Raw genomic sequence first — 22,223 nt, 5'->3', positions numbered from 1 at the left:
GCATGCTGACGGACATCAACCCCAAGCTACCTATGCGGGACAGAAGCGCTACGCGGCGTTTTTATATAGACGAACTGGGTTTCCAACAGTTCGGCGGTGAGTATGATGACTACCTGATGGTGCAGCGGGATAATATACAGATACATTTCTTCAGGTTCGCAACGCTGGACCCTAATGAGAACTACGGGCAGGTGTACATACGAACCAATGATATAGAAGAGTGGTACCACCGGCTAAAAGCAAGGGGCGTAAAGACCACACCTCTGGAACACAAGCCATGGGGACAAAAGGAATTCGCGCTGCTGGACCCCGATAATAACCTGCTCACCTTTGGCCAGAGCATGGTGTGAGCCTAAGAGTATTTTACGATGATGCTTTCGCAAACATTAACGGTATCGTGCGTGCGTTCCAGCAGGCGATCGAGGGCCGTGAAGTGATCCATTATCTTGATGAGGGCGATACCTTCCCTGCCATCGTTCACCATATCGGCAATGGCCTTATCTAGCTGCTCGTCGCAGTGGTAAAGGAGTTGTTTTATCTCGGTACATACGCCTGTCATGCGCAGCAGGCCACCAGTATCTCTAAGTCCATAAAGAATGGTACAGAGTTTTTCTATTGCCGTAATATATTGGCCGGTAATGGTATGCGTGACAGGTGGAATATCGAAGAGCATATAGCTGCGTACCTGGCGTGTGATGTGCAGCAGATCGCCGGCCGTATGCTTCAGGTCTGATGACAGGTAGTGCATATCTTCCCTGTCGAAGGGCGACATCAGGTCCTGCCCTACCTCTTGTCGCAGCTCGCTTACCAGCCGCGATACCGCACGCTCCTTTTCTTCCATCTTCATGATATGCGCATCCAGCGTATGAGGGCCACCGGCCATGGCATCGCGGAACATAGAGCCCATAGCCTGCAGGTGTATCGCCAGCTCGTCGATATAACGAAAGAAGCATTTGTTGCGAAATGAGAATATCTTCCTGAGCATGGTGGATGTGGCGTTCGTAGCTATACAAAATTAGAGTGCGGCAGACGCAATATGCCCCTTGGCAAGAGCATTTAATAATAAGATAACCTTGCTACGGCCTCGTGCATAAAGCAGAACGGACGCCCTTTACGGGCATCCGTTCTATAAAAGTGACCGTCTTATATTAGTCCTTAGAGAATTCTGTATTTGCGGTCAGGGTCACTTCTTCGCCCAGCATGGCATTTGGGGTAGAGGGCGCTATACCGAAATCTATACGGTTGATGACGCCGGTGATCTTGAAGCCGGTAATGGCTTTCTTGCTCATGGGGTTGGTGCCGGAGCGGGCCACAGCGCGCAGCTCTACCGGTTTGGTAACGCCGTGCATGGTAAGGTTTCCTGTAACGGCATAGGTATTGTCCTTCAGCTTTTTGAAGGTCTTGCTCTTGAAGGTGATGGTAGGATATTTCTCGGCATCGAAGTAGTCGGCATTCTGCAGGTGCTTGTCGCGGCCATCGTTGTCGGTGTTTATGCTGCTCACATCGGCCGTAAGCTCTACCACGGCATCGGTAAAGTCGTCGCCGGTGCAGGTGATCTTAGCATCTACTTTTTTGAAGCTGCCCTCTACGTCCGATACGGTGAGGTGAGAGATGCTGAAGCCGAGCTTCGAGTGTGCCTTATCGAGAGACCATGCCGATGATGGAGCGGGTGTCCTGAAGGCCATGAGCAGTCCCGAAGCGATAAATGCGATAGATAGTGCTGTTCTTTTCATTTTCTGTTCTGTTTTTTATATTTGTCTGGTCGTTCGCCTTTTAAAAGTTCGGCAGGGCAAATGTATGTATGTACATCGGTTCTGAGCGGGGTGATATACTGCGTTATACCGGTATACCGGAGGTGACCGCATTAAGACCTTAAAGTTTTCGTAAAACGACCAATGAACCTCTCTGCTGATCTAAACATGGCAGAGCTTCTGCGGTCTATCAATAAAAAGCAGCTATGAGCAAGCTAAAAATAATGTTACTGATAATGATGGCAAGCCTTGGTCTTTCTTCCTGCATCATACTGGCGCCACACAGGCCACCGGGAGGATACCGCAGCGGATATGGCCATGGCCACGGCTACCGTCATCATCACTATCACGGGCATCACTATCATCCCTACCATAGGCATCGCTAGCAGTTATCGGTACTTGTCGAAGATAGGTGTATCGAAGATGGTCCAGAGGCAATGCTTCTGGCCACATGCCGCTAATGCAGTATTGGCCCATGTATTGCATGTGCGAAAAAGGCTATAGGTACCTGTGCCTTCATAAAATGCATCGTTATTGCCATAGCGGGCTTCGGTAGGTATGTTCATAAAATGCCCACCCTCGTCCTGCCTGAAGCTGTTGCGTATATACTGTACCAGCCGCGCGTACTGCACGTTGCTTATCATTATCTTTCTGCAATTAGGCCCCTCCATCATTTTCGGATAGTAGGTAGCATGCATGGCCGTGGTACTGCACCAGAATGCGGCATTGAACGCTACGGAGAATTTCAGATCTGCCCATGTGGGCGTTCGCAGGTAAAAACCCTTATCGCCCCAGCCTACTGCCAGGTAACCGCAGGTGGTGTCGCAGCCACGGGTATTGCAATATGGCACCTCATGGCTCCAGTGGGCAAGAGCGGTATGTACTGGCACTACTATATCGGTATGTACACCATTGGTCTTTATGTATATGGCCACATCTTCTCCCCTATCGCTGTCGCGGCCTATGGCTATGCGGGAGCATACATATGCACCGGATAAGTATAGGAGGGTGAATACTATGAAAGACAGCATGGATATACCGGCTATCCTGAATGCTATGCAGATGGTTCTTTTCATATGGTGGGGATGATACCAGTTGATACCTCGGCACTGAAAAGGTAAACCACGAAGAAACGTTAAAATGATGGCTTAGTTGCGGGTGGCATTATAGATGAAATAGCCATTGAGCAGCAAGTAGCAAACCAATACCACGGCAGCGCTGACACGATCGAACCGGCGGGCACGCGATGGGCGCTCCTGTTTTACCATCCGCAGGGTGTAGGAATTGCACATCATGACAATGAATATGAAGAAGAGGGTGATACCATGCAAAGTATCTACAAGGGTGAACGAGGTAGACTCCGGCAGCGAAGAATCGACTATGTACTTATTGCCCACTACCGCGAAGAGCGCACCTACACTGAGGCCGAAACGGGAGTCTATGTTGTCGGTATGTATGTAGAGGCACATATAGGCTATGAGGAAGGCCACATACATACCCAGGAACATCTTCCAGAAGAGGCCCATGGCATCCCTGTTTATCTGCAGGCGCACCTTGTAGTTGCTATACTCGGTATGCGGGACGGCCACCGCAGCATCGCCGAAGGTGGTCTCGTATATACGGGTGCCGGTGGTAATGTTGAGGCTGTCTATACGCCAGCCGCGCAGGGTGAAGCGGGGATCGAAATGCTTGCCCAATGTATCGGCTACGAAGATCAGCACACGGGAGTCGAACTGGGAGTTCTCTATAGAGAAGCGTAGCTTCTGTTTGTCGAAGGGGAAGTTCTCTATCTTCCAGGTGTCCTTCATGATGCACTGCAGCTTCATGAGCAGGTATACCCTTTCGCCACTGGTATCGATGGTAGCGAACGAGCGGGAGACAGATTTGGCCTGCGGTATCTCCAGGTTCTGCAGAAAATCGAACTTCCTGTTGCGGTATTTGAGCCAAAGCCAGAGGTCGGCGGTATATTCCTTGTCCTTGAAGTCGATGTTGTGGATGCTGGTGATGTAGCAGCCGGCATAAACAGTATCGGGCGCCTGCGCAGATGCCGGTATCGATACCGGCAAGGCCGCGAACAATAACAGAGAGAAAAGGACCCGGGCAAAATACCTGAACATAGAGATATGGAATAAAAGATAGGAATACAAAGCTAACCACAAAATACGAGAACATGCGCTATTCACTCATCATCGTCCCACTCCCAGGCATCCTGCTTTATGACCAGGTCCTGCACCTTCTCCATCAGGTATTCGAGCCGCCCGTGCAGAAAGCCGGCATACTTGAGACCGCTATCCTTTTTGCGGGCCATCCAGTCCGATATCTCGGGAAGATGCATCGTTATCATATACCCTTCCTGAAACCCTTTTATATAGTCGGGGTGTGATGTATCTAGTTTATTCATCGCCAAAAGAGAGTTAGTTGACAGGTAAAAGAACCTACAAGGGCGGCCAGCTATGACAGATACAACCACACAATGCCGCACGAATAGGCATTTCGACCAACAGGGGAACGATCGTTAAGCGGAAAATTAGCGCTGAAAAAAACGCGGCGATACGGGAAAAATACGGTTTTTTGTTCCGGGTATTTTAGTATGAAAAGCCTTAATGGCATGTTATTGGTGCTACGATGGAATAGCGCGCAAAAGAAAAAGACCTGTTCTGGAAACAGATCTTTTGCTTATGGCCTGCCGTGGGTGTTGCCCGGGCGGGCTATGTTAGTGGCAGCAATGTGTTACCTTTTTACAGGTAGGTCATGCTGATATCACCTCTACTTCAAGACCACGCCATTGTTGCCTGGTAGCTTCGTGGCGCCGGCCTTTACAGTGCCGTTGCCCGGAGCGAAACATGTACTGTAGAAGCCGTTCTCGTCGCGGCATATACGGTACCCCTTGTAGTAGCAATAGGTGGTGCGGTTGGCCTCATCGCGGGTACAGTGGTCGGGCTTGTCGTTACCTTTTATGACAACGGTCTCGGTCTCGAACTTAGCTTTGCTGCCCGGTATGGGGCCTGTGGGTCCATAGTATGTGGTCTGCCTGCCATAGGGGGTGAAATTCTGACCATCTACGGTCTTATGGCAGGTCACAGAGCGCCTGTCGGGCGATATGGTGCAGACATCCTTAGGTACCAGCTTGCATTGGTTGGTCTGCTGCACCTGTGTGGTCACCTTCTGCTTTGGTACTACAGTACAATTGATCTGAGCTTCCACGCCGGCGCACCCAAAGGTGATCAGTGCCAGCGTCATCAAGATGTTCTTCATTGCAGTATCTTTTAAATGAGTTTCAGGAAAAATGTTTTCTGTTCGGCTACATTGTTCTACTTAAGGTCTTCGATAGTGGTACGGTAGTTGTTCTCGTACAGGCAGCATGTGTAGTAGCCACCTTCGTCCTTACATACCTGGTAGTCCTTCACATAGTAGGTCTTCCGTACCGGACGTGGACGATAGTTCACCGTCTTCTTGGCGACAGGCTTTTTGGCAACGGGTTTTGCCGCTACTGTTTTGCCCTTGATGTCATAAGCCGGGTTCAGAGAGGTCTTACAGCATGTGACGTACTTACCATCGGCCGACAGACTACATTTTTCCTGGGGCTTTGGTGTTTTGTTCTGAGCTTCCGCGCCGGTATACGCTAAAGTGGTAATTGCCAGCGCCATCAATATCTTTTTCATCGGAATTAAGTTTAATTGGGTCCAGAAAATTGATGATATCGAAGTATATAGCCCAAAAACCATTCGCTAATGTGTCAAAGGAATGAAAAAACGTTTCCAACTATATGGCTATCAATTCGGTAGAGCAGAAAGCAAAAGTTTGTTAAGGACGCCGGGGCGCTGAAATGGGCAGGTCTTGTGGGTAGGAATGGGGAGTTTTCTCTACATTTCACGGAATGAATAGATGTTGTTTGAGACATTTGCGTCAAACTCGTACAAATGAGCAAGAAGAAAGCATTCATTAGTTATAATGAAAAAGACAGTTCTAAAGTGGACATCATCGAAAAGGAAATGTCATCAAGTGAATATTATGAGATAATAAGAATTGGGTCATATAAGAATGCTCTACAGTTGTTATCTGATAAAGTTCTTCAAGAATTACAAAGTGCGGATCTCGTCATTCCTATATTGACGCGTAACTCTATAGGAACGCAGTGGATAAATCAAGAGATAGGTTTTGCAAAAGCACTTGATAAGAAAACATACCCTATAGTTGAGATAGAGATCATCAATGAGCTAAAAGGCTTCATTCATGCACAGGCTGACCTACCCTATAAATTCAAAAGAAGTAATAGCATTGGGCATGAGAATAAAAATTTTGCAAAGTGCTTTCGCGAACTACGCAATGACATAGAGGCAGAATTTAAAAAGTTTGAAAAGATAGATCCACTTGATGATCTAATGAATAGGATAACAGAGAAGAATAATGCTAGATCTGTTAGTGAGAAATTTATTCATTCTCCCCAAGTTGTAGAAGAGGCCCCTAGATCCGTTCTTAGTATTATAGAACTCTTAAAAGAGAACGTACTTGAATTAAGGCGCATGCGTAAGAAGAGTATAATATTTTCGCGCCGATATACTATATATTACAAACAAAAAATGAATCATTTTCCATAAAATGGGTAGAAGATATTCAAGGGGATCCTCGCTCAGGCATTCCTCGGTACAATAATTCTAAACTAATAGTTCAGTTATGCAAAGGTCATCTTATGAAAAATGTTGACGGTACCCCCCAAATACCAATAGGATTGTGTACAACTTATGAATACCAATATGACATAGAGTATAAAACGGAAAAAGTTGGATGGAGACGAACGGCGGACAACACATTCTTCAACGAACAAGGCATATTCAATGAATGTTTTGAATGGCTTTTAAAAGAAATATTGCATAAATCCTAAGTAAACCTCTTTTCAGCAGATATACAAAAAGAAAGCACAGGCATCGCTAGCGGTTGGTAGTGGGCTACTATCTTTGCGGGCAAAACAGGAAGTAAGTGGACGAAAAAATAAGAGTAGGCGCAGTAAGCTACCTGAACACCAAGCCCCTGCTGTATGGCATAGAGCGCAGTGATGTAAGGCATGATATGACCCTCTCTGTGGCCTACCCTGCCCTGCTGGCGCAGCAGCTACGGAACAATGAGATAGATATGGCCCTGCTGCCAGTAGCGGCCATACCGGGCATAAACGGCGCACATATAGTAGGCGACCATGGCATAGCCAGCGATGGCAATGTGGTATCGGTAGCTATCTTCAGCCGGGTGCCTATGGAAGAAGTGACAGAGGTGTACCTGGACTACCAGTCGCGCACATCGGTACGGCTGGCACAACTGCTGCTGCAACACTATTGGAAAAAAGAGGTGGTATACAGGACCGCCGATGAACACTTCATAGACAACATAAAGGGCACTACCGCCGGGGTGATAATAGGAGACAGGGCACTAAAGATGCTGAACGACTTTGCTTATGTGTATGACCTGTCGGCGGCATGGAAGGCACATACCGGGCTGGACTTCGTGTTCGCGGCATGGGTGGCGAACAAGGAACTGCCACAGGGTTTCATAGCGCGGTTCGACGCGGCGAATGCAGAGGGGCTGAAGCATATAGATGCGGTGATAGCAGAGAACCCCTTCCCGTGGTACGACCTGAACGTATACTACAGGGAGAACATACAGTATGTTCTGGACGAGCCGAAGAGAAAGGGATTGGACAAATTCCTGAAAAGCCTCTCCCCGACCCTCTCCGAAGGAGAGGGAGGTAAGCTCTCTTTATGATACCCAATTCATAATTCATAATTCATAATTCATAATTAAGAAATGGACCAGGTAAAAGAATTCAACGAGTATAGGGCCAAGATGAACGAGGTGCTCCTTGGAAAGAACAACAAGGTGATCAACAGGCTCTTTAACCTAGATACGAACACATATGCAGAGGGCGCGCTGCCGGTGCGTACCAAGGAGATGCTGGGCCTGGTGGCCAGCATGGTACTGCGCTGCGACGACTGCATCAAATACCACCTTGGCAAATGCCATGATGAGGGTATATCTACAGAGGAGATGTACGAAATATTCGCAGTGGCCAATATAGTGGGCGGTACCATAGTGATACCTCACACACGCCGCGCTGCCGAATATTGGGAGGCGCTGAAGGCGCAGTAAGGCGTTACCACTTCTTTTCTATACTATCCAGCATGCCCATGTAGTTGGCATAGCGGTCTATGGCTATGGTGCCGTCGTTGACGGCCTGCTTCACCGCACAGTCGGGCTCGTTGATGTGCCTGCAGTTGTTGAAACGGCATTGGTGCAACACGCGGCGCATTTCGGGGAAATATTGCGACAGCTCTTCCTGTGCCAGGTCTATGAGGCCGAACTCCTTTACACCGGGGGTATCTATTATCTTTCCGCCATCGGGCAGATCGAACATTTCGGCGAAGGTGGTGGTATGCTGGCCCTTGCCGCTCCAGCCGGAAATGACATTGGTGCGAATACCGAGGCCGGGTATGAGCTGATTGATAAGGGTACTCTTCCCCACCCCCGAGTGCCCGCTGAACAGGGTGATCTTGCCATGGATCCTTTCTGTAAGGGCTGCAAGCGTAGCGGCATCGGTAGCCGATACCGGGAACACCTCGTAGCCTATCGAGGTATAGATATCTATCCAGCTTTCCAGTATCTCGTGGTGTTTGGGTTTTAGGATATCCGTCTTATTGATGACGAGCACGGCAGGTATATGGTATGCCTCGGCTGTGACCAGGAAGCGGTCTATAAAACCTGTGGATGTGCGGGGCTCGGCTATAGAGGCCACCAGCAGGGCCAGGTCTATATCGGCAGCTATGATGTGCTTCTGCCCGGGATTGTGCGGCGATATGCGCACCATATAGTTGTGGCGCGGGGCTATACCGGTGATGATGCCGGTCTTTACCGCCTCATCCTCTGCATCGAACAGCACGGTATCGCCCACGGCTATGGGGTTGGTAGATGATATCTCCTCATCTATCTTCATGCGGCCCTTGATGCGGGCATTCCACACCTGGCCATCTTCTGCATGCACCACATACCAGCTACCGGTAGACCTGTATACTTTCCCCTTCATTAGATATAATTGCTGCAAAAATACTGTGTGGGCTCCATAATATACGGTCTTCATAACCTTCTATGGGGGAAGTAACCTTCGGTATTATATTCTATTTTTACGCACAAATACAACTACTCATGAATTTACGGCCCGCCCTGACCCTGCTGGGGGTACTCATAGCCTCTTATGGTCATGCACAGGTGAACGATAATGCCTACCGCAGCACTACCAATAAGCACTACTGGCAGAACCGCAGACCCGATGCCGCCTACTGGCAGCAGGATGTGCACTACAAGATAAATGCGCACATGAACGAGCAGGACCATGTGATAGAGGCAACAGAAGAGCTCACCTACTGGAACAATTCGCCGGATACGCTGCGGTATGTGTACTTCCACCTGTTCCAGAATGCATTCATAAAAGACTCTTACCTGCGCGAGCTGGAAAAGGCCAATAAGTCGAAGGCGAGGCTGGGCAAGAAGGAACGCGCAGGCCTGGGTATAGTGCTGGACAATATACAGGCCGACGGCAAGACCGTTCGCACCGAGCTGGACAATACCATAATGAAGGTATACCTGCCCAGGCCACTGGCGCCGGGCAGCAAGGTAGAGCTGAGTATGAGTTTCAATACCTACTATGATATGGGCAGTACCCGCCGCCGCATGAAGATGTACCCGGCATGGGGCTTTATGCACTATAACGGTTGCCAGTGGTTCCCCAAGATATCGGTGTACGACAGGATGCATGGCTGGGACACTTACCAGCACCTGAACAGGGAGTTCTATGGCGACTTTGGGCTGTATGATGTGACACTGGACTTCCCATCGAACTATGTACTGGAGGCCAGCGGCGAACTGAGGAACCGCAAAGAAGTGCTGCCCGACGAGCTGCGCGCCAAGCTGGATCTGAAGAACTTTGCCAATAAGAAGATGAACGAGACGCCATCGGTGATAACGCCCTATGTGAAGGGCGAGCGCAAGAAATGGCATTTTGTAGCCAATAATGTGCATGACTTTGCCTTTACTGCAGACCCCTGGTACCGCATAGGCACAGCCTACTGGAACGATGTGGAATGTGTGGCCATAGTGCAGGAGCCGCATGCGGCAGGCTGGCAGAACGCGCCGGAATATATATCGAAGATCATAAAGACCTTTTCGGAGGGTATAGGCAGGTACTGCTACCCTAAGATAGTGGCCGCTGATGCTGCCGACGGTATGGAATACCCCATGCTGACACTGGATGGCGGTATAGACCCCGGCTACCGTGGCCTGCTGGTACACGAGATAGCCCACAACTGGTTCTACGGGCAGGTAGGTAGCAACGAGACCTTCCGTGCTGCCATGGACGAGGGCTTTACCCAATTCCTGACATCGATGGGGCTGCGCCGCATAGATGGCGATATATTGGTGGTAGATAAGCCGAAGTCGTGGTACAGGAGGAAATTCGCGCAGCCCACGAATGTGATGGACCTGCGTGTACTGAACTCTTACTGTAGCGCTGCGCTGAACCAGAACGAAGTATCTATCAACACACATTCTGACGACTTCAATGGTGCGCTGGCACATGGCGGCGGCTATGGCCTGGTATATTACAAGACGGCCAGTATGCTGTACAACCTGGAATATGTGCTGGGCGATAGCTTATTTGAACGCGCGATGATGCACTACTTCGACCAGTGGAAATTCGCGCATCCGTACTTCGAGGATTTCCGTGCATCCATCATCAATTATACCAAGGTAGACCTGTCGTGGTTCTTCGACCAGTGGTTCGAGACCACAAAGCCGCTGGACTATGGTATATGTAAGGTACGCAAGATACGCGGCACAGATAGCTTTGCTATAGGCTTCAGCCGCAGGGGCGATATGCAGATGCCGCTGGACTTCACCGTGACCGGGAAAGACGGCAGCGAACAGAGCTACAACATACCCAATACATGGTTCCAGAAGAGTACACCCGCCACTACCCTACCCAAATGGACCGGCTGGGGCATACTGAATCCGACCTACACCGCACGCATATATGCACCGGCGGGCATAAGGCATGTGCAGATAGATACTACCTACCGTTTTGCCGACCGCAATATGGTGGACAATTATAAGACACGCGGCCTGCCCATAAGCCCCAGAGCCGTAAAGGTGATGCTGGATGGCGGCATGGCGCCTCAGACCGACCGCAAGCACTACCGCATGTATGTACGTCCCGATGCATGGTGGAACCCGGTGGACGGCATAAAGGCCGGTCTGCACTTCGAGGGTGATTATTTTGCGAAGCTCTATAAGCTGGATGCGACAGTATGGTGGAACACGCATGTATTGCAGCAGGACGCCTATAAATCGTTCAAGGGTGAGGGGTATTATGACAGGTATAAACCGGTGAACTACTCTATTAACTACCTGTCGCCACTGAGTCGCAAGCTGCCTAGGCTGCAACTGCAGATCAATACCCGCTACCTGGACGGCCTGTGGTATAACCGTGGCGGTGTGAACTGGCAGCAGAGCGATAAGAACCTGGTGCAGCTATACGGGCTGATGATGTGGCGACCTTCCTCTTTTGACAAGGCATACCTGTACGACCCTATAGACTGGAGCAGCGAACCCGGCCGCAAGAACAACTCTGTGAACGTGGCATGGACACACAGCTACCAGTATATGAGAGGTGTAGGCCGCTACACCTTCAGCGCACGCGCACCGTTCCTGGCAAAGGATGCGCTGCAATTCACTTATTCGTATGCACAACTGGAGGCAGTGAACTACTCTACGCTAGACCTGCTGGATGTGCGTACACGTTTCATAGGGCGCTTCGGGCTGGGCAGGCAGATGCCTTATGAGAGCATGCTGTACATGGCAGGAGCCAACCCCGAGCAGATGATGGAGGATAAATACACCCGTTCTATAGGCTTCTCCCCTACCGACTGGCGGGGTACAGGGCTGTACGAGACCAACCATTGGCAGCAGGGCGGTGGCCTGAACCTGCGCGGCTATGCGGGCTACTTTGCCCCCGACGAGCATAACGGAGGCCTGCTGACAGGCTATAAGGGCCGCAGCGGAGCCGCGGTGAACATGGAAATAGGCATAAGCAACTACCTGCAGTGGCGCCCACGCCTTACACGCAACTGGCTGCATGCCGATATATATGCCTTTGGCGATGCGGGTGTTATGGAACTGAGCAGCTACCAGAACATGGATTTCCATTATACCATACCGACATCGACATGGAGCACCCTGCATGCCGATGCGGGTGTAGGCTGTGCGTTCACTATAAAAAGCTGGGGCGTTTTTGAGAAAGCAAGGCCACTTACGCTGCGTGTGGATATGCCCTTCTTCCTGAACCGCCCACCCTATGGCAACAGCGACTACCTGGCGCTGAGGTATGTAGTGGGTGTGAGCAGGGCTTTTTAATGCGACAATGTGGTAATGCGATAAATGTGCTGAAATGTGATAGTGTAATAATGTGAGGTTTTGGGCACAGATTCCGGCATAGAAATTTTGTACTCCACAAAAACCTATGTAAATTTGCAGCCTGTTACAACAGAATAGTTCGATTGTGTAACGGTAGCACAACAGACTCTGACTCTGTTTGTCTAGGTTCGAATCCTAGTCGAACTACTTGAAAGAAGATAAGTCGCTGAAGATCAATGATTTCAGCGACTTTTTCTTTTATACAACGATCGGCATATTTGCTATGCCTTAGAGGTGTCCTGCTTTTTACTGTCCATGAATTTCTCCAGGATATCGGGTATTTTCTCTAGCGCTGTGCCTATACCTTTTGAACCTTTGGTAGAGATGAATTGTATCTCTCCACCTTTGGTGGCCAAAAAACCCACAGGACTCATACCGGCACCACCACCGGCGCCTACACCTTCGCCCTCTCCCATGGCCTGTACTCCATTACCGCCCTTACCTTTTCCTTCTCCACCGCCACCGCCTATTCCGAATCCTACGGACATTACCGGCACACAAGTGAATTCTCCCAACTGGAACTGCTGTCCGATAATAGTTTCTGTTTTGCTTCTGACCTCAGGAACTCGGTCATTTTGCTGAGCATGTCGTTCAAGGTTTGCATTTTTGTTTTATTTTAGGATATGAATAATGCTTTTAGCCCTTTATATACGCCCATGCCATCCTGGCAAGGGTGTTCTTTATGCAAAGAACAATAACGGTATTGCCCTGAAAGTTCACCGATATTTGCTTGCCGGTATACTTTGCCAGAAGAAAAGCTACCAGGAACAGAATGACCGACCCCCAGAAATTAAGAGCCATAAAGACCGTACATACAGTGGTATGGGGCGCATTTGTTGCCATGATAGCCTATGTAATGTATAGTGGTATAACGGGAAAGGTATCTGCCTGCTCATGGCTGGCCGCAGGCGCAGTGGTGGGCGAAGGTGTTGTATTACTGATATTCGGAGGTAGCTGCCCCCTTACTAAAATGGCAAGAAGGTATTCAAATTCCCCAATGGACAATTTCGACATTTACCTGCCCAACTGGCTTGCGAAATATAACAAGCAGATATTCACCTCATTGTTCTGTATAGGGTTGCTGCTGATGCTGATAAACAAGAAAAGCTGAGAACTGTAGCTGTTTAGCGATAAATTGCGCGAAAGATAGACGAATGGCCTGCCGGCACAAATTTCACAGCTACCTGCACCTGGAAAGACTGGAACACGAACCTACCACGCTGATAGTGGGTACCTTTGACCCCGAATGGCCCACAGGTAATACCGCAGAATGGTTCTATGGCCGTACCGGGGACAGTTATTTCTGGAATGTATTGCCACGCCTGTATGGCGGTGCTTCTCTTATAAATGCCTCACCTGCCGAATGGAAGCGTTTCTGCAGCGAGCATGGCATAGCGCTTACCGACCTGATAGCCTCGATAGATGATGCCGACCCGCACCATCGGCACCACCCCAAAATGCTGGGCGGTTTCCAGGACAAGGCCTTTGTTCACAATTTTGACGACTTCACCTATGTAGATATAGTGAGGATTCTGCAGCGCTACCCCACCATTCGCAACGTGTACCTTACAAGAGGGATGACAGAAGCATTCTGGCGGCACCTATGGACACCTGTGATGCGGTACTGCAATCTGAATGGCATGCACGAACGAAAACTGGTAAACCCATCAGGCTCGGCATCGTTCCAGCACGAGTTGTATAACAGTGAGCACCCTGACGACGAACGGATAGAATCGATAGAGGACTATATACTGATGCGCTGGCGCGAGGAATGGCACTTTTAGAAAGCGGAACAGCACCTTACTTTTTGATGGTCTTGGTGTTCACGAACAAACGCCAGTCCGATACCTCGGCTATCATGAGCGTAGCTGCATTCTGAATGACCTGCTTCAAAGTATTATGGTCTGCTTTTGCATCGGCCATTTCCTTTAGTTTCGCCGCCCCGTTCTTCATTGCCGCCGACCGCTGGGCCAGCATATCATATCCACCCTGCGCGGCTATAGAATCGAACAGCAGCATAAGGGCCGGGAACAACAGGCAAAGTGCATTGGTGGTCTTTACCAGTATATCCAGAAGATCCTCGTTCATAAGCGCGGCACAGTTCAGCACATTAAGCGCATATACCCCTACACGCACCAGAACGGCAGTATAGGTGAGCCTGGAGAACAGGTCGCTCGCGCTCTTCAGGCGCCGGGCTATCAAATTGTTCTTGCGCTCACTATCGGTATGGTATCTTACCTGGCCGTTCAGTAGATTCCCTATAAGCAGCTTTGTGGTATCAAGCTGCAAAGCATTGACGGTGATGGCCGGTATACCGGCATTGCGCATTATGACACGAAAATGCCAGTTTATCCAGCTCACGCCATCCTTTTTCAGAAATGCGGGCAGGCTGATGCCATGTACCCCGATACCCATAGACGTAAGCAGCGTGGAGTGGCGCAGCATTTCGGCCAGTATGCGATAGTCTATGTACCGCTGGTGCCACCTCGCTGCTTCATTGTTCTTGTATATCCTTCTTATAAGCAATATACATATGGCCTGCATCACAAAACCGAGCGTCCTGATGGTGGTGACGGTGAGTGTCTTTTCTCCGGCGCTGTTGTACCAAAAGCCATAGTAGAAGCCTATGCACAAGCCCATGCCGGAAAGGAAAAAATAGATATGTCGCATTATACCTGCACTTTTGTATGTATCGGCATATCGCATCGATAATGCATCGAGTTGTTCATATTTTTCTCTGAAACCACCATCGGCATAGTCTCTGAACAGATCTTCTTTTCCAGGAACGGCACCTTGCCAAAGCTCCTCCCAGCCTTGTTTGGCATATATATCATAGCGCGACCGGCCCAACGCAGGGCGTCCCTGAAAACCCTTGGTGAAAAGATGCTTCAGCATAGGGTCTATGAAAGAATAGCGCCAGTATGGAGCAGGCTCCTTGTTGTACATATCGTTGAAAGCCGCCCCATCGCCGGGCGATAAAAGCGGCTGCAGAACACCGATGAGCGCATCTCCCGACAGGGGTACCTGCTGGCCCTGGAAGGATAGTACTGCTGGCTTTGCGGTAGCGGCATCTACATACAGGACAGGAACATTCTGTGCGTTCGCCAGCTCTATCATGTGTTGCGATCCTGGATCATCGCCGGTATTCCTGCCATCACAGATAGCTATGAGCACATCGCAATGATCTACGACTATTTCACCGGCCCATTTGCTTCCCATTGTGTCCTCGAGATCCAGCTCGAACAGCCTTTCACATTTACTTAAGAGGGAAGATATCACCTCTCTTTCCTTCTCGTCACTGGCCAGGCTCTGTGCATACCTTTCCTTTTTGGAAGGTATGGCACATTGTAATGCGAACCCTTTGTCCAGGGCTATCTGCGAGGCTATACGATCGTAATGGCTTGCCAGTGTGGTAAGGAGATAATGATGGGGGCTACCGGCATAATACCTGTTCAGGCCATTGGCGAACATCATTGTTACGCATTGCCCCACCAGGGAAAAGATGTTACCGAGTTCTTCGTTTATATCGATACCGGCAGACGGGGCTCCCGTACGACCGGTTATACCGATATTGATAGTGAGTGTGGGCAACTGAACATTGGTTTCATTCATAAGATATGGCCTACATTGGAACACAACAATGTAGGTATTATTTTTTAAACATCATATATACATGTATATGATGCCCATATCATTGCGGAATGAGAAAGCCGATATACCCGGCAGCAAAGGGAAGTGATGGCCTCTTCTCTATTTCTTCTTTTTAGGGGCGGCTTCGTTCTCGGCTTTCCTGAAGAGGATGATACGCCGTATGAGATCGAGCGGAAGGGGCCTGTCGGCGGGGAACTGTATGGCCGACCGGCTTACCTTGTATTCCCTAAGCTCTGTAGCAAAGGCCGCCAGGAACTGAGGCGTATAGGGATAGGAAAGAGATATATGCCTGGTGTGGGCCGAGTAGTAGATAAGGTACCCCAGGTATTTGAAACAGGGTATCTGGTAGCTAATGGTCTCCTCCACACCGGGCACTACCTCGTGTATCACATCGCGTATGGCCTGCATGCGCTCTTGCGCCTCCTTCGGCTGGGTGGCATGGTATTCGTTCATGTTCTTAAAGTCGGTCTTTGCCATGGCAATGTGGTTTATTATTTATCAGGCATCGGGTATCTGTGGCTCTACCAGCTTTATGAGCTTTTCGAGAGATTCCTGCCAGCCCAGGTAGCACATTTCGGCGGGTATTACAGCGGGTATGCCCTCCTGTACTACCTTCAGCTCGGTACCTGCCATATTCTTTTGCAGCCATACGGTAGTGGTCATTTCGCCGGGCAGGTTCGGGTCGTCGAACTTGTCGGTGTACCGCAGGTACTCATTCGGTTTGATGTCTACATACTGACCGCCAAATGAGTGGCTGTTGCCTGTAGAGAAATTCTGGAAGGACATCCTGTATGTGCCGCCTACCTGTGCGTTCATTTCGTGAACAGTGCAGAGGAAGCCGTAAGGTGGCAGCCATGAGGCCATGGCCAGCGGATCGGTAAAGGCACGAAATACTTTTTCGGGAGTGGCCTTGATGACGCGGTGCAGAGAAACGCTGTTCGTAGACATGATATAGTTGTTTTTGGTAGATACAAAGGTGCTACAAAAGAACGAATGAGATGGTGTGTGTATGCGACGATCTGCGGGTGGATAGCGACCCTATTCGAAAGTAGAAGCAGAAGGCCCATAAGTATGAGATCGCACGGAATGCTGAAGCGAATATAGACCTAATAAACATTGAAATAATAATCATTTATAACTGATCATTTTGTATATTGTGTGATATTGAACGACCCAAAAATATACTCAATGAAAAAAATGATGTGCGCAGCGCTGATAGCTGCTACCATGATGACAAGCTGCACAAGAAGGCTCATCGATTTCACCGTAATAAGCTCTAAGAACGTAGGCCTGAGTATCGACAAGTCGAAAGGTAAACGAGTAAAAGGTAAGAGCATGGGCCCCTTCGGCCTGGAAACAAGCTGCGTGAGATACGTCTGAAAAAGGGCTACTCACAGGAACGGCTTGCCAATGAGGCTGGGTTACCTCCGTCCCAGATAAGCAGAATTGAGACAGGGGTAATAAATACGTCCCTGTCCCATACCTGCCTGATTGCCCGCATCCTGAAAGTGAAGCCAAAGGAATTGATGGACTTCGAGGTTGACTAAGCGGTCAATGAATGAACTTCAATGGGTTGCAGATGAAATCCCACAGCCCGATAAGAAAGATAATGGCAATGATTGCCAGTAAGGTTCGGATGAACCCAATGATGGTACTAACTACTTCTTTCATTTGAGGTTGTATTTGTATGTGAACGATAGAATGGGTTACGAAAAGATGGCAGCTATGACTTGCTCATTGGCTTTGTCCAATACAGCATTCTCGTAGTTGTCAAGGTATATTCCCGTAACCTTGTTGCCATATTCATGACCAAGTGCTTCGGCAATGAGGTCTTTAGAATACCCCAGCGAACGAGCAATGTTTGCCCATGAATAACGTGCATAGTAGGTAGATACCTGCTTATTGATTTCGAGGTCTTTGGCTATCTTCTTTAGATAATGGTTGCACAGGCTTATCGCTAACTGCGTTTTATGGATGAGAGTAACACCCTTGTAAGTGGGTGAGAGGACTGGTAGCAAATAATGGGTGCCTTTGTCCCATTTCGCAAATAACGTTTCTGCCTGGCTATGCAATAAGATGGAGTAAACCTTATGTGTCTTCTTTCTGGCAAATGTTACTCTGCCATTAACGATGTTGCCAGTCGTCAAGGTAAGGAGGTCAGCAAAGTTTATACCAATCAGGCAAAACGACAGTAGGAATAGGTCTCTGTTGAATTCTACCACCCCTGAACACTTATAATGGGCTATCTTCCGCAGTTCCTCAACAGTCAGCGACCTTGATGGTGTAGGCTGTTGCTTTATCCTGAACTTCTTGAAAGGGTAGTTGTCCGTCAGTTCTTCGTTGATAGCCTTGTTGAAGATGGCTCTTATGGTTCGCAGGTATATTGATATGGTGTTGACACCAACTCCCCTTGTTAGCAGGTCATTCTGAAAGGCCACAAGAAACGAGTAGTCTATGTCCTCAAATGTTAGGTTTTTCTGCTTTGTGTATCTAAGCAGCATCTCAACGGCTGTGTTATATACAATCGAGTTACCTGATTTGCCTGTCCTTTCATACTCTACCGATAGCCTGCTGCCATAGTCTATAATGGAGTGTTTGGGTTTTGGCTTTCTGGTCTGTGTGGCTTCGATACCAAATAGGACTTGCTTATCAAGTTCAACCCTTTCCTGTGCAAGCTTTGAGTTGTATAGCTTATGGTTCTTGCAGGTTTTAAGTACTACCTGTGCATCATCATCCCATTCACTCTCTTTGATGGCTATGCTTAACGACCTTTCCGTACTCTTTGTCCCCTCATAAACCCTCACCTTTAGAGGATAGGTGTTGTTCTGCCGAATACGGCGTTTGTCTAATATGAATTTGTAGTTCATGTTCAAGCTATTTTCAAGCTTGACCTTAGAAGTGTGTATGTAAATGACTAATTCGTAAAGTGTATGTCATTCATAAACAGATGTGGCTATTCAGGTCGTGTATGCCTTTAGTGGCTTCCCAAGCTGAGGGTCGCGGGTTCGAATCTCGTCTTCCGCTCTAAAGCCCCGGCCTCCCCGGGGCTTTTCTTTTACTGCATTAAAAATTTGTTGCACAAGATAATATTTCATATCTTTCACTAGTACATATATGGTTCCACAACGCTAAAACGCACAGGTATGACCTACGTTCGCCCGAAGTTCCGCCACCCGGCCCTACCCAAGAACAAGCTGGGATATACGATGGCCTACTATGAGGGCGCACTGAGTACGCTGTGCGCGGGCTGCGGCCACGACTCTATAAGCGCGGCCATAGTACAGAGCGCCTACGAGATGAGCATAGAGCCCCACAAGCTGGCCAAGCTATCGGGCATAGGTTGCTCGTCGAAAACACCTACCTATTTCCTCAGCAATTCGCATGGGTTCAATTCGGTACACGGGCGTATGCCATCGGTGGCCACAGGCGCCAACCTTGCCAACAGGGACCTGATATACTTTGGTGTATCGGGCGATGGCGATACGGCATCCATAGGCATGGGACAGTTCGTACATGTGATACGGCGCAACCTGAACATGGTATACATAGTGATGAACAATGGCTGCTACGGGCTCACCAAGGGTCAGGACAGTGCAACGGCCGACAAGGGGTCGAAGAACAAAAGCGGGAATGTGAACCTCTTCGAGACCATAGACCTTGCCAGCCTGGCCATAGAGCTTGGGGCCTCGTATGTAGCGCAAAGTTTCTCTGGTGACAAGACACAATTGGTACCGCTCATAAAGGCCGCAATGGCGCACCCGGGCTTCGCCTTCATCAATGTGATATCGCCCTGCGTGACGTTCAACAACAATGTGGGCTCTACCAAGTCTTACGACCATGTACGCGAACATGTAGAGGCTATTGGCACCATAGACTTCGTACCTGTGAAGGAGGAGATAACCACCGAATATGAGGAGGGCAGCATGAAGAACGTGGAGATGCATGACGGATCGGCCCTGCGGCTGCGCAAGCTGGAACAGAACTGGGACCCGCAGGACCGCCTGAGCGCCATGAACGCCGTAAAAACGGCCGCTGCACGGCAGGAGATACTGACAGGCCTGCTGTATATAGATACCAACACTAAAGACCTGCACAACATAATAAACACCACCGATGTGCCGCTGAACAAGCTGGGGAAGGATATACTATGCCCCGGCAGCGCGGCCCTGCGCAGCGTGAACGAGGGGCTGAGATGAGCCGGAGGGGTATGTACGCCCTACCCTGTTTGCAAATGCTATACTATGGCTTACTTTAGTGCAGTTATATATACCTGCATGCACAGTGTAATACTTTCATTTGTCCTGGCTCTACTTTCCTTTACCACCGTATGGGCACAGACCGATACTACCATTGGCATAACAGCACCCGGCAACTTCGGTACCGATGTAGATGGGCTGGCTGCGGCCCTGTGTATAGACCTGAGAACACAGAAAGAGAAGGCCAACGCCATATACAACTGGGTGACCCATAATATAGCCTATGATGTAAAAGGTATGTGGCAACTAGATGGTAGCGACGATGATAAGGTGGCACAGGCCCTGCGACAGAAAAGAGCGCTGTGCCGGGGATATGCAGAGCTGTATGTGGCCCTGTGCCGCAGTGCAGGGCTGGAAGCGGTGACCATAGGTGGCTATGCTAAGGACCTGATATTCGACAATGGGGATGCGATGTATATACCCCGCCACGAATGGTGTGCCGTGAAGATAGATGGCCGGTGGGAATTGGCAGATCCTACATGGGGCGCCGGCTATATGCACCAGGCCAACAGCAAGCTGCGTATGCTGCTGAACAAACTGCTGATGCAGAAGAAGCTAAAGGCGAAGAACCTGAAATTCAAATTCAGGTACGACCCGCAGTACTTCATGCAGGACCCGGAGGTCTTCCGGCTGCGGCACCTGCCCGAGGACCCGTTGTGGCAACTGACGGATACGCTGATGCCGCTGACCATATTCGAGGCAGGAGATAGTGCGGTGAGGCGTTTCAACGAGATAAGCCAGCCGGTGAAAGCATCGCCCCGGCTGGACGAGATAAGTAAACTGAGCGAGACAGAGCGAAACCTGGAAATGGCCGACAGAGCCTATGCCCACAATGAGCGCTACCACCTGGCTATGGCGATGAAGAACACCATACTGGCCGATTCGCTGCTAAGGCAACTGAGCAAGGATACGGCCGGCAAACGTGCACTGCCCATGCTGAAGGACGCTACGGCGAATATGAAGACATCTGTAGAGTATATAAAGAAGCAGAAAAAGGCATTCCCGGAGGAGTATAGCAGGCTGAGCCGGAAGAACAGGGCCAAAGGAATGGAGGCCAAACAGTATATACGCCGTATAAAGACAGACGATAAACGGCTGCTGGCAGAATGCAGGAAACACGACCGTGGCGCCAACAATAAGTACACAAGAAGCCACAAGAAGCTGGCCGATATTCAGAAGCGCGGTCGTGGGCTGAACCCCAACGGCATAGATAAAGTAAAGACAGGTAAGGTACAGAAACGGGCGGGCGCCCCCGAACTGGAGGTGATAAACGACTCGGTAGAGGCGCGCAATGCCCGGCTGGACGCGATGCTGCAGGATATACGCCTGAAGGAGGCAAGTACAGAGATAGCGATAGCAGAGAGCAAGGTATTGCTCGATTCGCTGGCGGGGTCGCTGGGTGTGGAGGACTCTATGCTGGTGCAAGAGGCCGTAGCACGCCTCAGCATGCACGATAGCTATGATGATGAGGTAAAGCAGTGGAGCCGCCTGTTCGAACAGCAGAAATACCAGGTGACGGACACACTGATGAAGTACTACTTTGCAAGCTTCGATACGGTAGCCCTGCGGTACGAGGAACTACAGAAACAGTATGTAGCTGCGCTGAACGTACACAAGGCCAATGTGCGCAGCCTGGAGCAGTACAAAAAACTGAACGCAGGCAATGTGGAACTGACCACGCGCTATGCTGCAACCATAGAACATTACAAGAGTACTATAGATAGCGCAGCAAGGTGCATAACATTTTACGGTAACTACCTAAGGGGCAACAGGAAGCTCTTTGCAGCGCTGAGCAAGCAGGGCAAAAGACAGTTGAAAATAGTGGACCACATGGAAAAGGCCGAAAAGAGCCGACAGACACTGGAAGACCGCACCATAGCCCGCAAACGGCATACCGACATGAAGGAGAACGAACGCCAGCTGCATAATGCCGAGGGCGCTATACGCAAAATGCAGCGCGTGGCCGAGCATGCAAAGAAAAAATGACACCTGCCGGTGTGCCGGACACCAAAAAATAATATGTGTCTAATTTGACCGGCAATATCATAAGACCTTA

At 49.6% G+C, this 22,223-nt stretch carries 25 protein-coding genes and 1 tRNA gene; 12 read left to right on the top strand and 14 right to left on the bottom strand.

Going from position 1 to position 22,223, the window contains the following annotated elements; genetic code table 11:
- Positions 1–2 precede the first annotated feature (2 nt).
- Positions 3–350 (top strand): bleomycin resistance protein, encoded by a 348-nt coding sequence (locus tag ABD843_RS00525; protein ID WP_345076873.1) that lies wholly within the window; start codon positions 3–5, stop codon positions 348–350.
- A 2-nt stretch (positions 351–352) separates the two neighbouring features.
- On the opposite strand, the gene ABD843_RS00520 is transcribed toward ABD843_RS00525, so the two are convergent.
- The 8 genes from ABD843_RS00520 to ABD843_RS00485 form a co-directional block, all read right to left on the bottom strand.
- Entirely contained in the window at positions 353–985 is a 633-nt protein-coding gene (locus ABD843_RS00520) for a DUF47 domain-containing protein (protein WP_345076870.1), read from the bottom strand.
- A 163-nt stretch (positions 986–1,148) separates the two neighbouring features.
- A complete protein-coding gene (locus tag ABD843_RS00515; protein ID WP_345076867.1) occupies positions 1,149–1,733 on the bottom strand; it encodes a YceI family protein in 585 nt (194 codons plus the stop codon).
- 245 nt (positions 1,734–1,978) lie between these two features.
- A complete protein-coding gene (locus ABD843_RS00510; RefSeq protein ID WP_345076864.1) occupies positions 1,979–2,131 on the bottom strand; it encodes a hypothetical protein in 153 nt (50 codons plus the stop codon).
- Positions 2,132–2,140: 9 nt separating this feature from the next.
- On the bottom strand, positions 2,141–2,827 hold the full coding sequence (locus tag ABD843_RS00505) for a TIGR02117 family protein (RefSeq protein ID WP_345076861.1): 687 nt from the start codon (positions 2,825–2,827) through the stop codon (positions 2,141–2,143).
- 72 nt (positions 2,828–2,899) lie between these two features.
- Positions 2,900–3,868, bottom strand: a complete 969-nt coding sequence (locus ABD843_RS00500) for a hypothetical protein (RefSeq protein ID WP_345076858.1) — start codon at positions 3,866–3,868, stop codon at positions 2,900–2,902.
- Positions 3,869–3,930: 62 nt separating this feature from the next.
- A complete protein-coding gene (locus tag ABD843_RS00495; RefSeq protein WP_345076855.1) occupies positions 3,931–4,152 on the bottom strand; it encodes a hypothetical protein in 222 nt (73 codons plus the stop codon).
- Positions 4,153–4,517: 365 nt separating this feature from the next.
- A complete protein-coding gene (locus ABD843_RS00490; protein WP_345076852.1) occupies positions 4,518–5,006 on the bottom strand; it encodes a hypothetical protein in 489 nt (162 codons plus the stop codon).
- A gap of 56 nt (positions 5,007–5,062) precedes the next feature.
- Positions 5,063–5,413: a hypothetical protein gene (locus tag ABD843_RS00485; protein ID WP_345076849.1), complete on the bottom strand. Its 351-nt coding sequence runs from the start codon at positions 5,411–5,413 to the stop codon at positions 5,063–5,065.
- A 258-nt stretch (positions 5,414–5,671) separates the two neighbouring features.
- Between ABD843_RS00485 and ABD843_RS00480 the strand changes: the two genes are divergently transcribed.
- The 3 genes from ABD843_RS00480 (at position 5,672) to ABD843_RS00470 (ending at position 7,889) form a co-directional block, all read left to right on the top strand.
- A complete protein-coding gene (locus ABD843_RS00480) occupies positions 5,672–6,349 on the top strand; it encodes a toll/interleukin-1 receptor domain-containing protein (RefSeq protein ID WP_345076846.1) in 678 nt (225 codons plus the stop codon).
- A gap of 379 nt (positions 6,350–6,728) precedes the next feature.
- The gene (locus ABD843_RS00475) at positions 6,729–7,505 is read left to right on the top strand and encodes a menaquinone biosynthetic enzyme MqnA/MqnD family protein (protein ID WP_345076843.1); all 777 of its coding nucleotides are present in this window, start codon (positions 6,729–6,731) and stop codon (positions 7,503–7,505) included.
- Between the two features lie 42 nt (positions 7,506–7,547).
- On the top strand, positions 7,548–7,889 hold the full coding sequence (locus ABD843_RS00470) for a carboxymuconolactone decarboxylase family protein (RefSeq protein ID WP_345076840.1): 342 nt from the start codon (positions 7,548–7,550) through the stop codon (positions 7,887–7,889).
- 4 nt (positions 7,890–7,893) lie between these two features.
- Here the strand turns inward: ABD843_RS00470 and rsgA are convergent, their stop codons facing one another.
- Positions 7,894–8,820 carry a ribosome small subunit-dependent GTPase A gene (gene rsgA / locus ABD843_RS00465; protein ID WP_345076837.1) on the bottom strand — a complete coding sequence of 309 codons (927 nt, stop codon included), beginning with the start codon at positions 8,818–8,820 and terminating at the stop codon, positions 7,894–7,896.
- Positions 8,821–8,939: 119 nt separating this feature from the next.
- Between rsgA and ABD843_RS00460 the strand changes: the two genes are divergently transcribed.
- Positions 8,940–12,200, top strand: a complete 3,261-nt coding sequence (locus ABD843_RS00460) for a M1 family metallopeptidase (protein WP_345076834.1) — start codon at positions 8,940–8,942, stop codon at positions 12,198–12,200.
- A gap of 136 nt (positions 12,201–12,336) precedes the next feature.
- A tRNA-Gln gene (locus ABD843_RS00455) sits at positions 12,337–12,407 on the top strand.
- A 74-nt stretch (positions 12,408–12,481) separates the two neighbouring features.
- On the opposite strand, the gene ABD843_RS00450 is transcribed toward ABD843_RS00455, so the two are convergent.
- On the bottom strand, positions 12,482–12,748 hold the full coding sequence (locus tag ABD843_RS00450) for a spore germination protein GerW family protein (protein WP_425575629.1): 267 nt from the start codon (positions 12,746–12,748) through the stop codon (positions 12,482–12,484).
- A 284-nt stretch (positions 12,749–13,032) separates the two neighbouring features.
- Here ABD843_RS00450 and ABD843_RS00445 point away from each other — a divergent pair, with 284 nt between their 5' ends.
- Together ABD843_RS00445 and ABD843_RS00440 are read left to right on the top strand one after the other, a co-directional pair.
- Positions 13,033–13,371 (top strand): hypothetical protein, encoded by a 339-nt coding sequence (locus ABD843_RS00445; protein WP_345076828.1) that lies wholly within the window; start codon positions 13,033–13,035, stop codon positions 13,369–13,371.
- 43 nt (positions 13,372–13,414) lie between these two features.
- Complete coding sequence (locus tag ABD843_RS00440; RefSeq protein WP_345076825.1) at positions 13,415–14,044, top strand: uracil-DNA glycosylase family protein; 630 nt, start codon at positions 13,415–13,417, stop codon at positions 14,042–14,044.
- 16 nt (positions 14,045–14,060) lie between these two features.
- Here ABD843_RS00440 and ABD843_RS00435 read toward each other — a convergent pair whose 3' ends face one another.
- The 3 genes from ABD843_RS00435 to ABD843_RS00425 all read right to left on the bottom strand — a co-directional run bounded on the left by ABD843_RS00435 (position 14,061) and on the right by ABD843_RS00425 (position 16,859).
- Positions 14,061–15,872: a hypothetical protein gene (locus ABD843_RS00435; protein ID WP_345076822.1), complete on the bottom strand. Its 1,812-nt coding sequence runs from the start codon at positions 15,870–15,872 to the stop codon at positions 14,061–14,063.
- 138 nt (positions 15,873–16,010) lie between these two features.
- Positions 16,011–16,388, bottom strand: coding sequence for an iron chaperone (locus ABD843_RS00430; RefSeq protein ID WP_345076819.1), 378 nt, complete (start codon positions 16,386–16,388; stop codon positions 16,011–16,013).
- A gap of 21 nt (positions 16,389–16,409) precedes the next feature.
- Entirely contained in the window at positions 16,410–16,859 is a 450-nt protein-coding gene (locus tag ABD843_RS00425; protein WP_345076816.1) for an SRPBCC family protein, read from the bottom strand.
- A 240-nt stretch (positions 16,860–17,099) separates the two neighbouring features.
- Here ABD843_RS00425 and ABD843_RS00420 point away from each other — a divergent pair, with 240 nt between their 5' ends.
- Together ABD843_RS00420 and ABD843_RS16355 are read left to right on the top strand one after the other, a co-directional pair.
- The gene (locus ABD843_RS00420; protein ID WP_345076813.1) at positions 17,100–17,291 is read left to right on the top strand and encodes a hypothetical protein; all 192 of its coding nucleotides are present in this window, start codon (positions 17,100–17,102) and stop codon (positions 17,289–17,291) included.
- Positions 17,273–17,458 (top strand): helix-turn-helix domain-containing protein, encoded by a 186-nt coding sequence (locus ABD843_RS16355; protein ID WP_425575632.1) that lies wholly within the window; start codon positions 17,273–17,275, stop codon positions 17,456–17,458. The genes ABD843_RS00420 and ABD843_RS16355 overlap by 19 nt, the downstream gene beginning before the upstream one ends.
- Positions 17,459–17,617: 159 nt before the next feature.
- Here ABD843_RS16355 and ABD843_RS00415 read toward each other — a convergent pair whose 3' ends face one another.
- Positions 17,618–18,778: a phage integrase SAM-like domain-containing protein gene (locus ABD843_RS00415; RefSeq protein ID WP_345076811.1), complete on the bottom strand. Its 1,161-nt coding sequence runs from the start codon at positions 18,776–18,778 to the stop codon at positions 17,618–17,620.
- A gap of 276 nt (positions 18,779–19,054) precedes the next feature.
- On the opposite strand from ABD843_RS00415, the gene ABD843_RS00410 reads away from it, so the two are divergent.
- Together ABD843_RS00410 and ABD843_RS00405 are read left to right on the top strand one after the other, a co-directional pair.
- A complete protein-coding gene (locus ABD843_RS00410; RefSeq protein WP_345076808.1) occupies positions 19,055–20,107 on the top strand; it encodes a 2-oxoacid:ferredoxin oxidoreductase subunit beta in 1,053 nt (350 codons plus the stop codon).
- A 78-nt stretch (positions 20,108–20,185) separates the two neighbouring features.
- Entirely contained in the window at positions 20,186–22,153 is a 1,968-nt protein-coding gene (locus tag ABD843_RS00405; protein ID WP_345076805.1) for a transglutaminase domain-containing protein, read from the top strand.
- Positions 22,154–22,223: the final 70 nt, after the last annotated feature.

It is taken from the genome of Nemorincola caseinilytica, assembly GCF_039540515.1.
In the GTDB taxonomy this organism is placed as follows: Bacteria; Bacteroidota; Bacteroidia; order Chitinophagales; family Chitinophagaceae; genus Nemorincola; species Nemorincola caseinilytica.
The sequence above is the reverse complement of the archived record's forward strand: the minus strand, read 5'-3'. Positions and strand labels throughout refer to the sequence as shown.

Bases quoted from the DNA above. Each gene is read 5' to 3' on its own strand.
- ABD843_RS00525 (WP_345076873.1), top strand. From the start codon at position 3: ATGCTGACGGACATCAACCCCAAGCTACCTATGCGGGACAGAAGCGCT.
- ABD843_RS00520 (WP_345076870.1), bottom strand. From the start codon at position 985: ATGCTCAGGAAGATATTCTCATTTCGCAACAAATGCTTCTTTCGTTAT.
- ABD843_RS00515 (WP_345076867.1), bottom strand. From the start codon at position 1,733: ATGAAAAGAACAGCACTATCTATCGCATTTATCGCTTCGGGACTGCTC.
- ABD843_RS00510 (WP_345076864.1), bottom strand. From the start codon at position 2,131: ATGCCTATGGTAGGGATGATAGTGATGCCCGTGATAGTGATGATGACG.
- ABD843_RS00505 (WP_345076861.1), bottom strand. From the start codon at position 2,827: ATGAAAAGAACCATCTGCATAGCATTCAGGATAGCCGGTATATCCATG.
- ABD843_RS00500 (WP_345076858.1), bottom strand. From the start codon at position 3,868: ATGTTCAGGTATTTTGCCCGGGTCCTTTTCTCTCTGTTATTGTTCGCG.
- ABD843_RS00495 (WP_345076855.1), bottom strand. From the start codon at position 4,152: ATGAATAAACTAGATACATCACACCCCGACTATATAAAAGGGTTTCAG.
- ABD843_RS00490 (WP_345076852.1), bottom strand. From the start codon at position 5,006: ATGAAGAACATCTTGATGACGCTGGCACTGATCACCTTTGGGTGCGCC.
- ABD843_RS00485 (WP_345076849.1), bottom strand. From the start codon at position 5,413: ATGAAAAAGATATTGATGGCGCTGGCAATTACCACTTTAGCGTATACC.
- ABD843_RS00480 (WP_345076846.1), top strand. From the start codon at position 5,672: ATGAGCAAGAAGAAAGCATTCATTAGTTATAATGAAAAAGACAGTTCT.
- ABD843_RS00470 (WP_345076840.1), top strand. From the start codon at position 7,548: ATGGACCAGGTAAAAGAATTCAACGAGTATAGGGCCAAGATGAACGAG.
- rsgA (WP_345076837.1), bottom strand. From the start codon at position 8,820: ATGAAGGGGAAAGTATACAGGTCTACCGGTAGCTGGTATGTGGTGCAT.
- ABD843_RS00460 (WP_345076834.1), top strand. From the start codon at position 8,940: ATGAATTTACGGCCCGCCCTGACCCTGCTGGGGGTACTCATAGCCTCT.
- ABD843_RS00450 (WP_425575629.1), bottom strand. From the start codon at position 12,748: ATGTCCGTAGGATTCGGAATAGGCGGTGGCGGTGGAGAAGGAAAAGGT.
- ABD843_RS00445 (WP_345076828.1), top strand. From the start codon at position 13,033: ATGACCGACCCCCAGAAATTAAGAGCCATAAAGACCGTACATACAGTG.
- ABD843_RS00440 (WP_345076825.1), top strand. From the start codon at position 13,415: ATGGCCTGCCGGCACAAATTTCACAGCTACCTGCACCTGGAAAGACTG.
- ABD843_RS00435 (WP_345076822.1), bottom strand. From the start codon at position 15,872: ATGAATGAAACCAATGTTCAGTTGCCCACACTCACTATCAATATCGGT.
- ABD843_RS00430 (WP_345076819.1), bottom strand. From the start codon at position 16,388: ATGGCAAAGACCGACTTTAAGAACATGAACGAATACCATGCCACCCAG.
- ABD843_RS00425 (WP_345076816.1), bottom strand. From the start codon at position 16,859: ATGTCTACGAACAGCGTTTCTCTGCACCGCGTCATCAAGGCCACTCCC.
- ABD843_RS00420 (WP_345076813.1), top strand. From the start codon at position 17,100: ATGAAAAAAATGATGTGCGCAGCGCTGATAGCTGCTACCATGATGACA.
- ABD843_RS00415 (WP_345076811.1), bottom strand. From the start codon at position 18,778: ATGAACTACAAATTCATATTAGACAAACGCCGTATTCGGCAGAACAAC.
- ABD843_RS00410 (WP_345076808.1), top strand. From the start codon at position 19,055: ATGACCTACGTTCGCCCGAAGTTCCGCCACCCGGCCCTACCCAAGAAC.
- ABD843_RS00405 (WP_345076805.1), top strand. From the start codon at position 20,186: ATGCACAGTGTAATACTTTCATTTGTCCTGGCTCTACTTTCCTTTACC.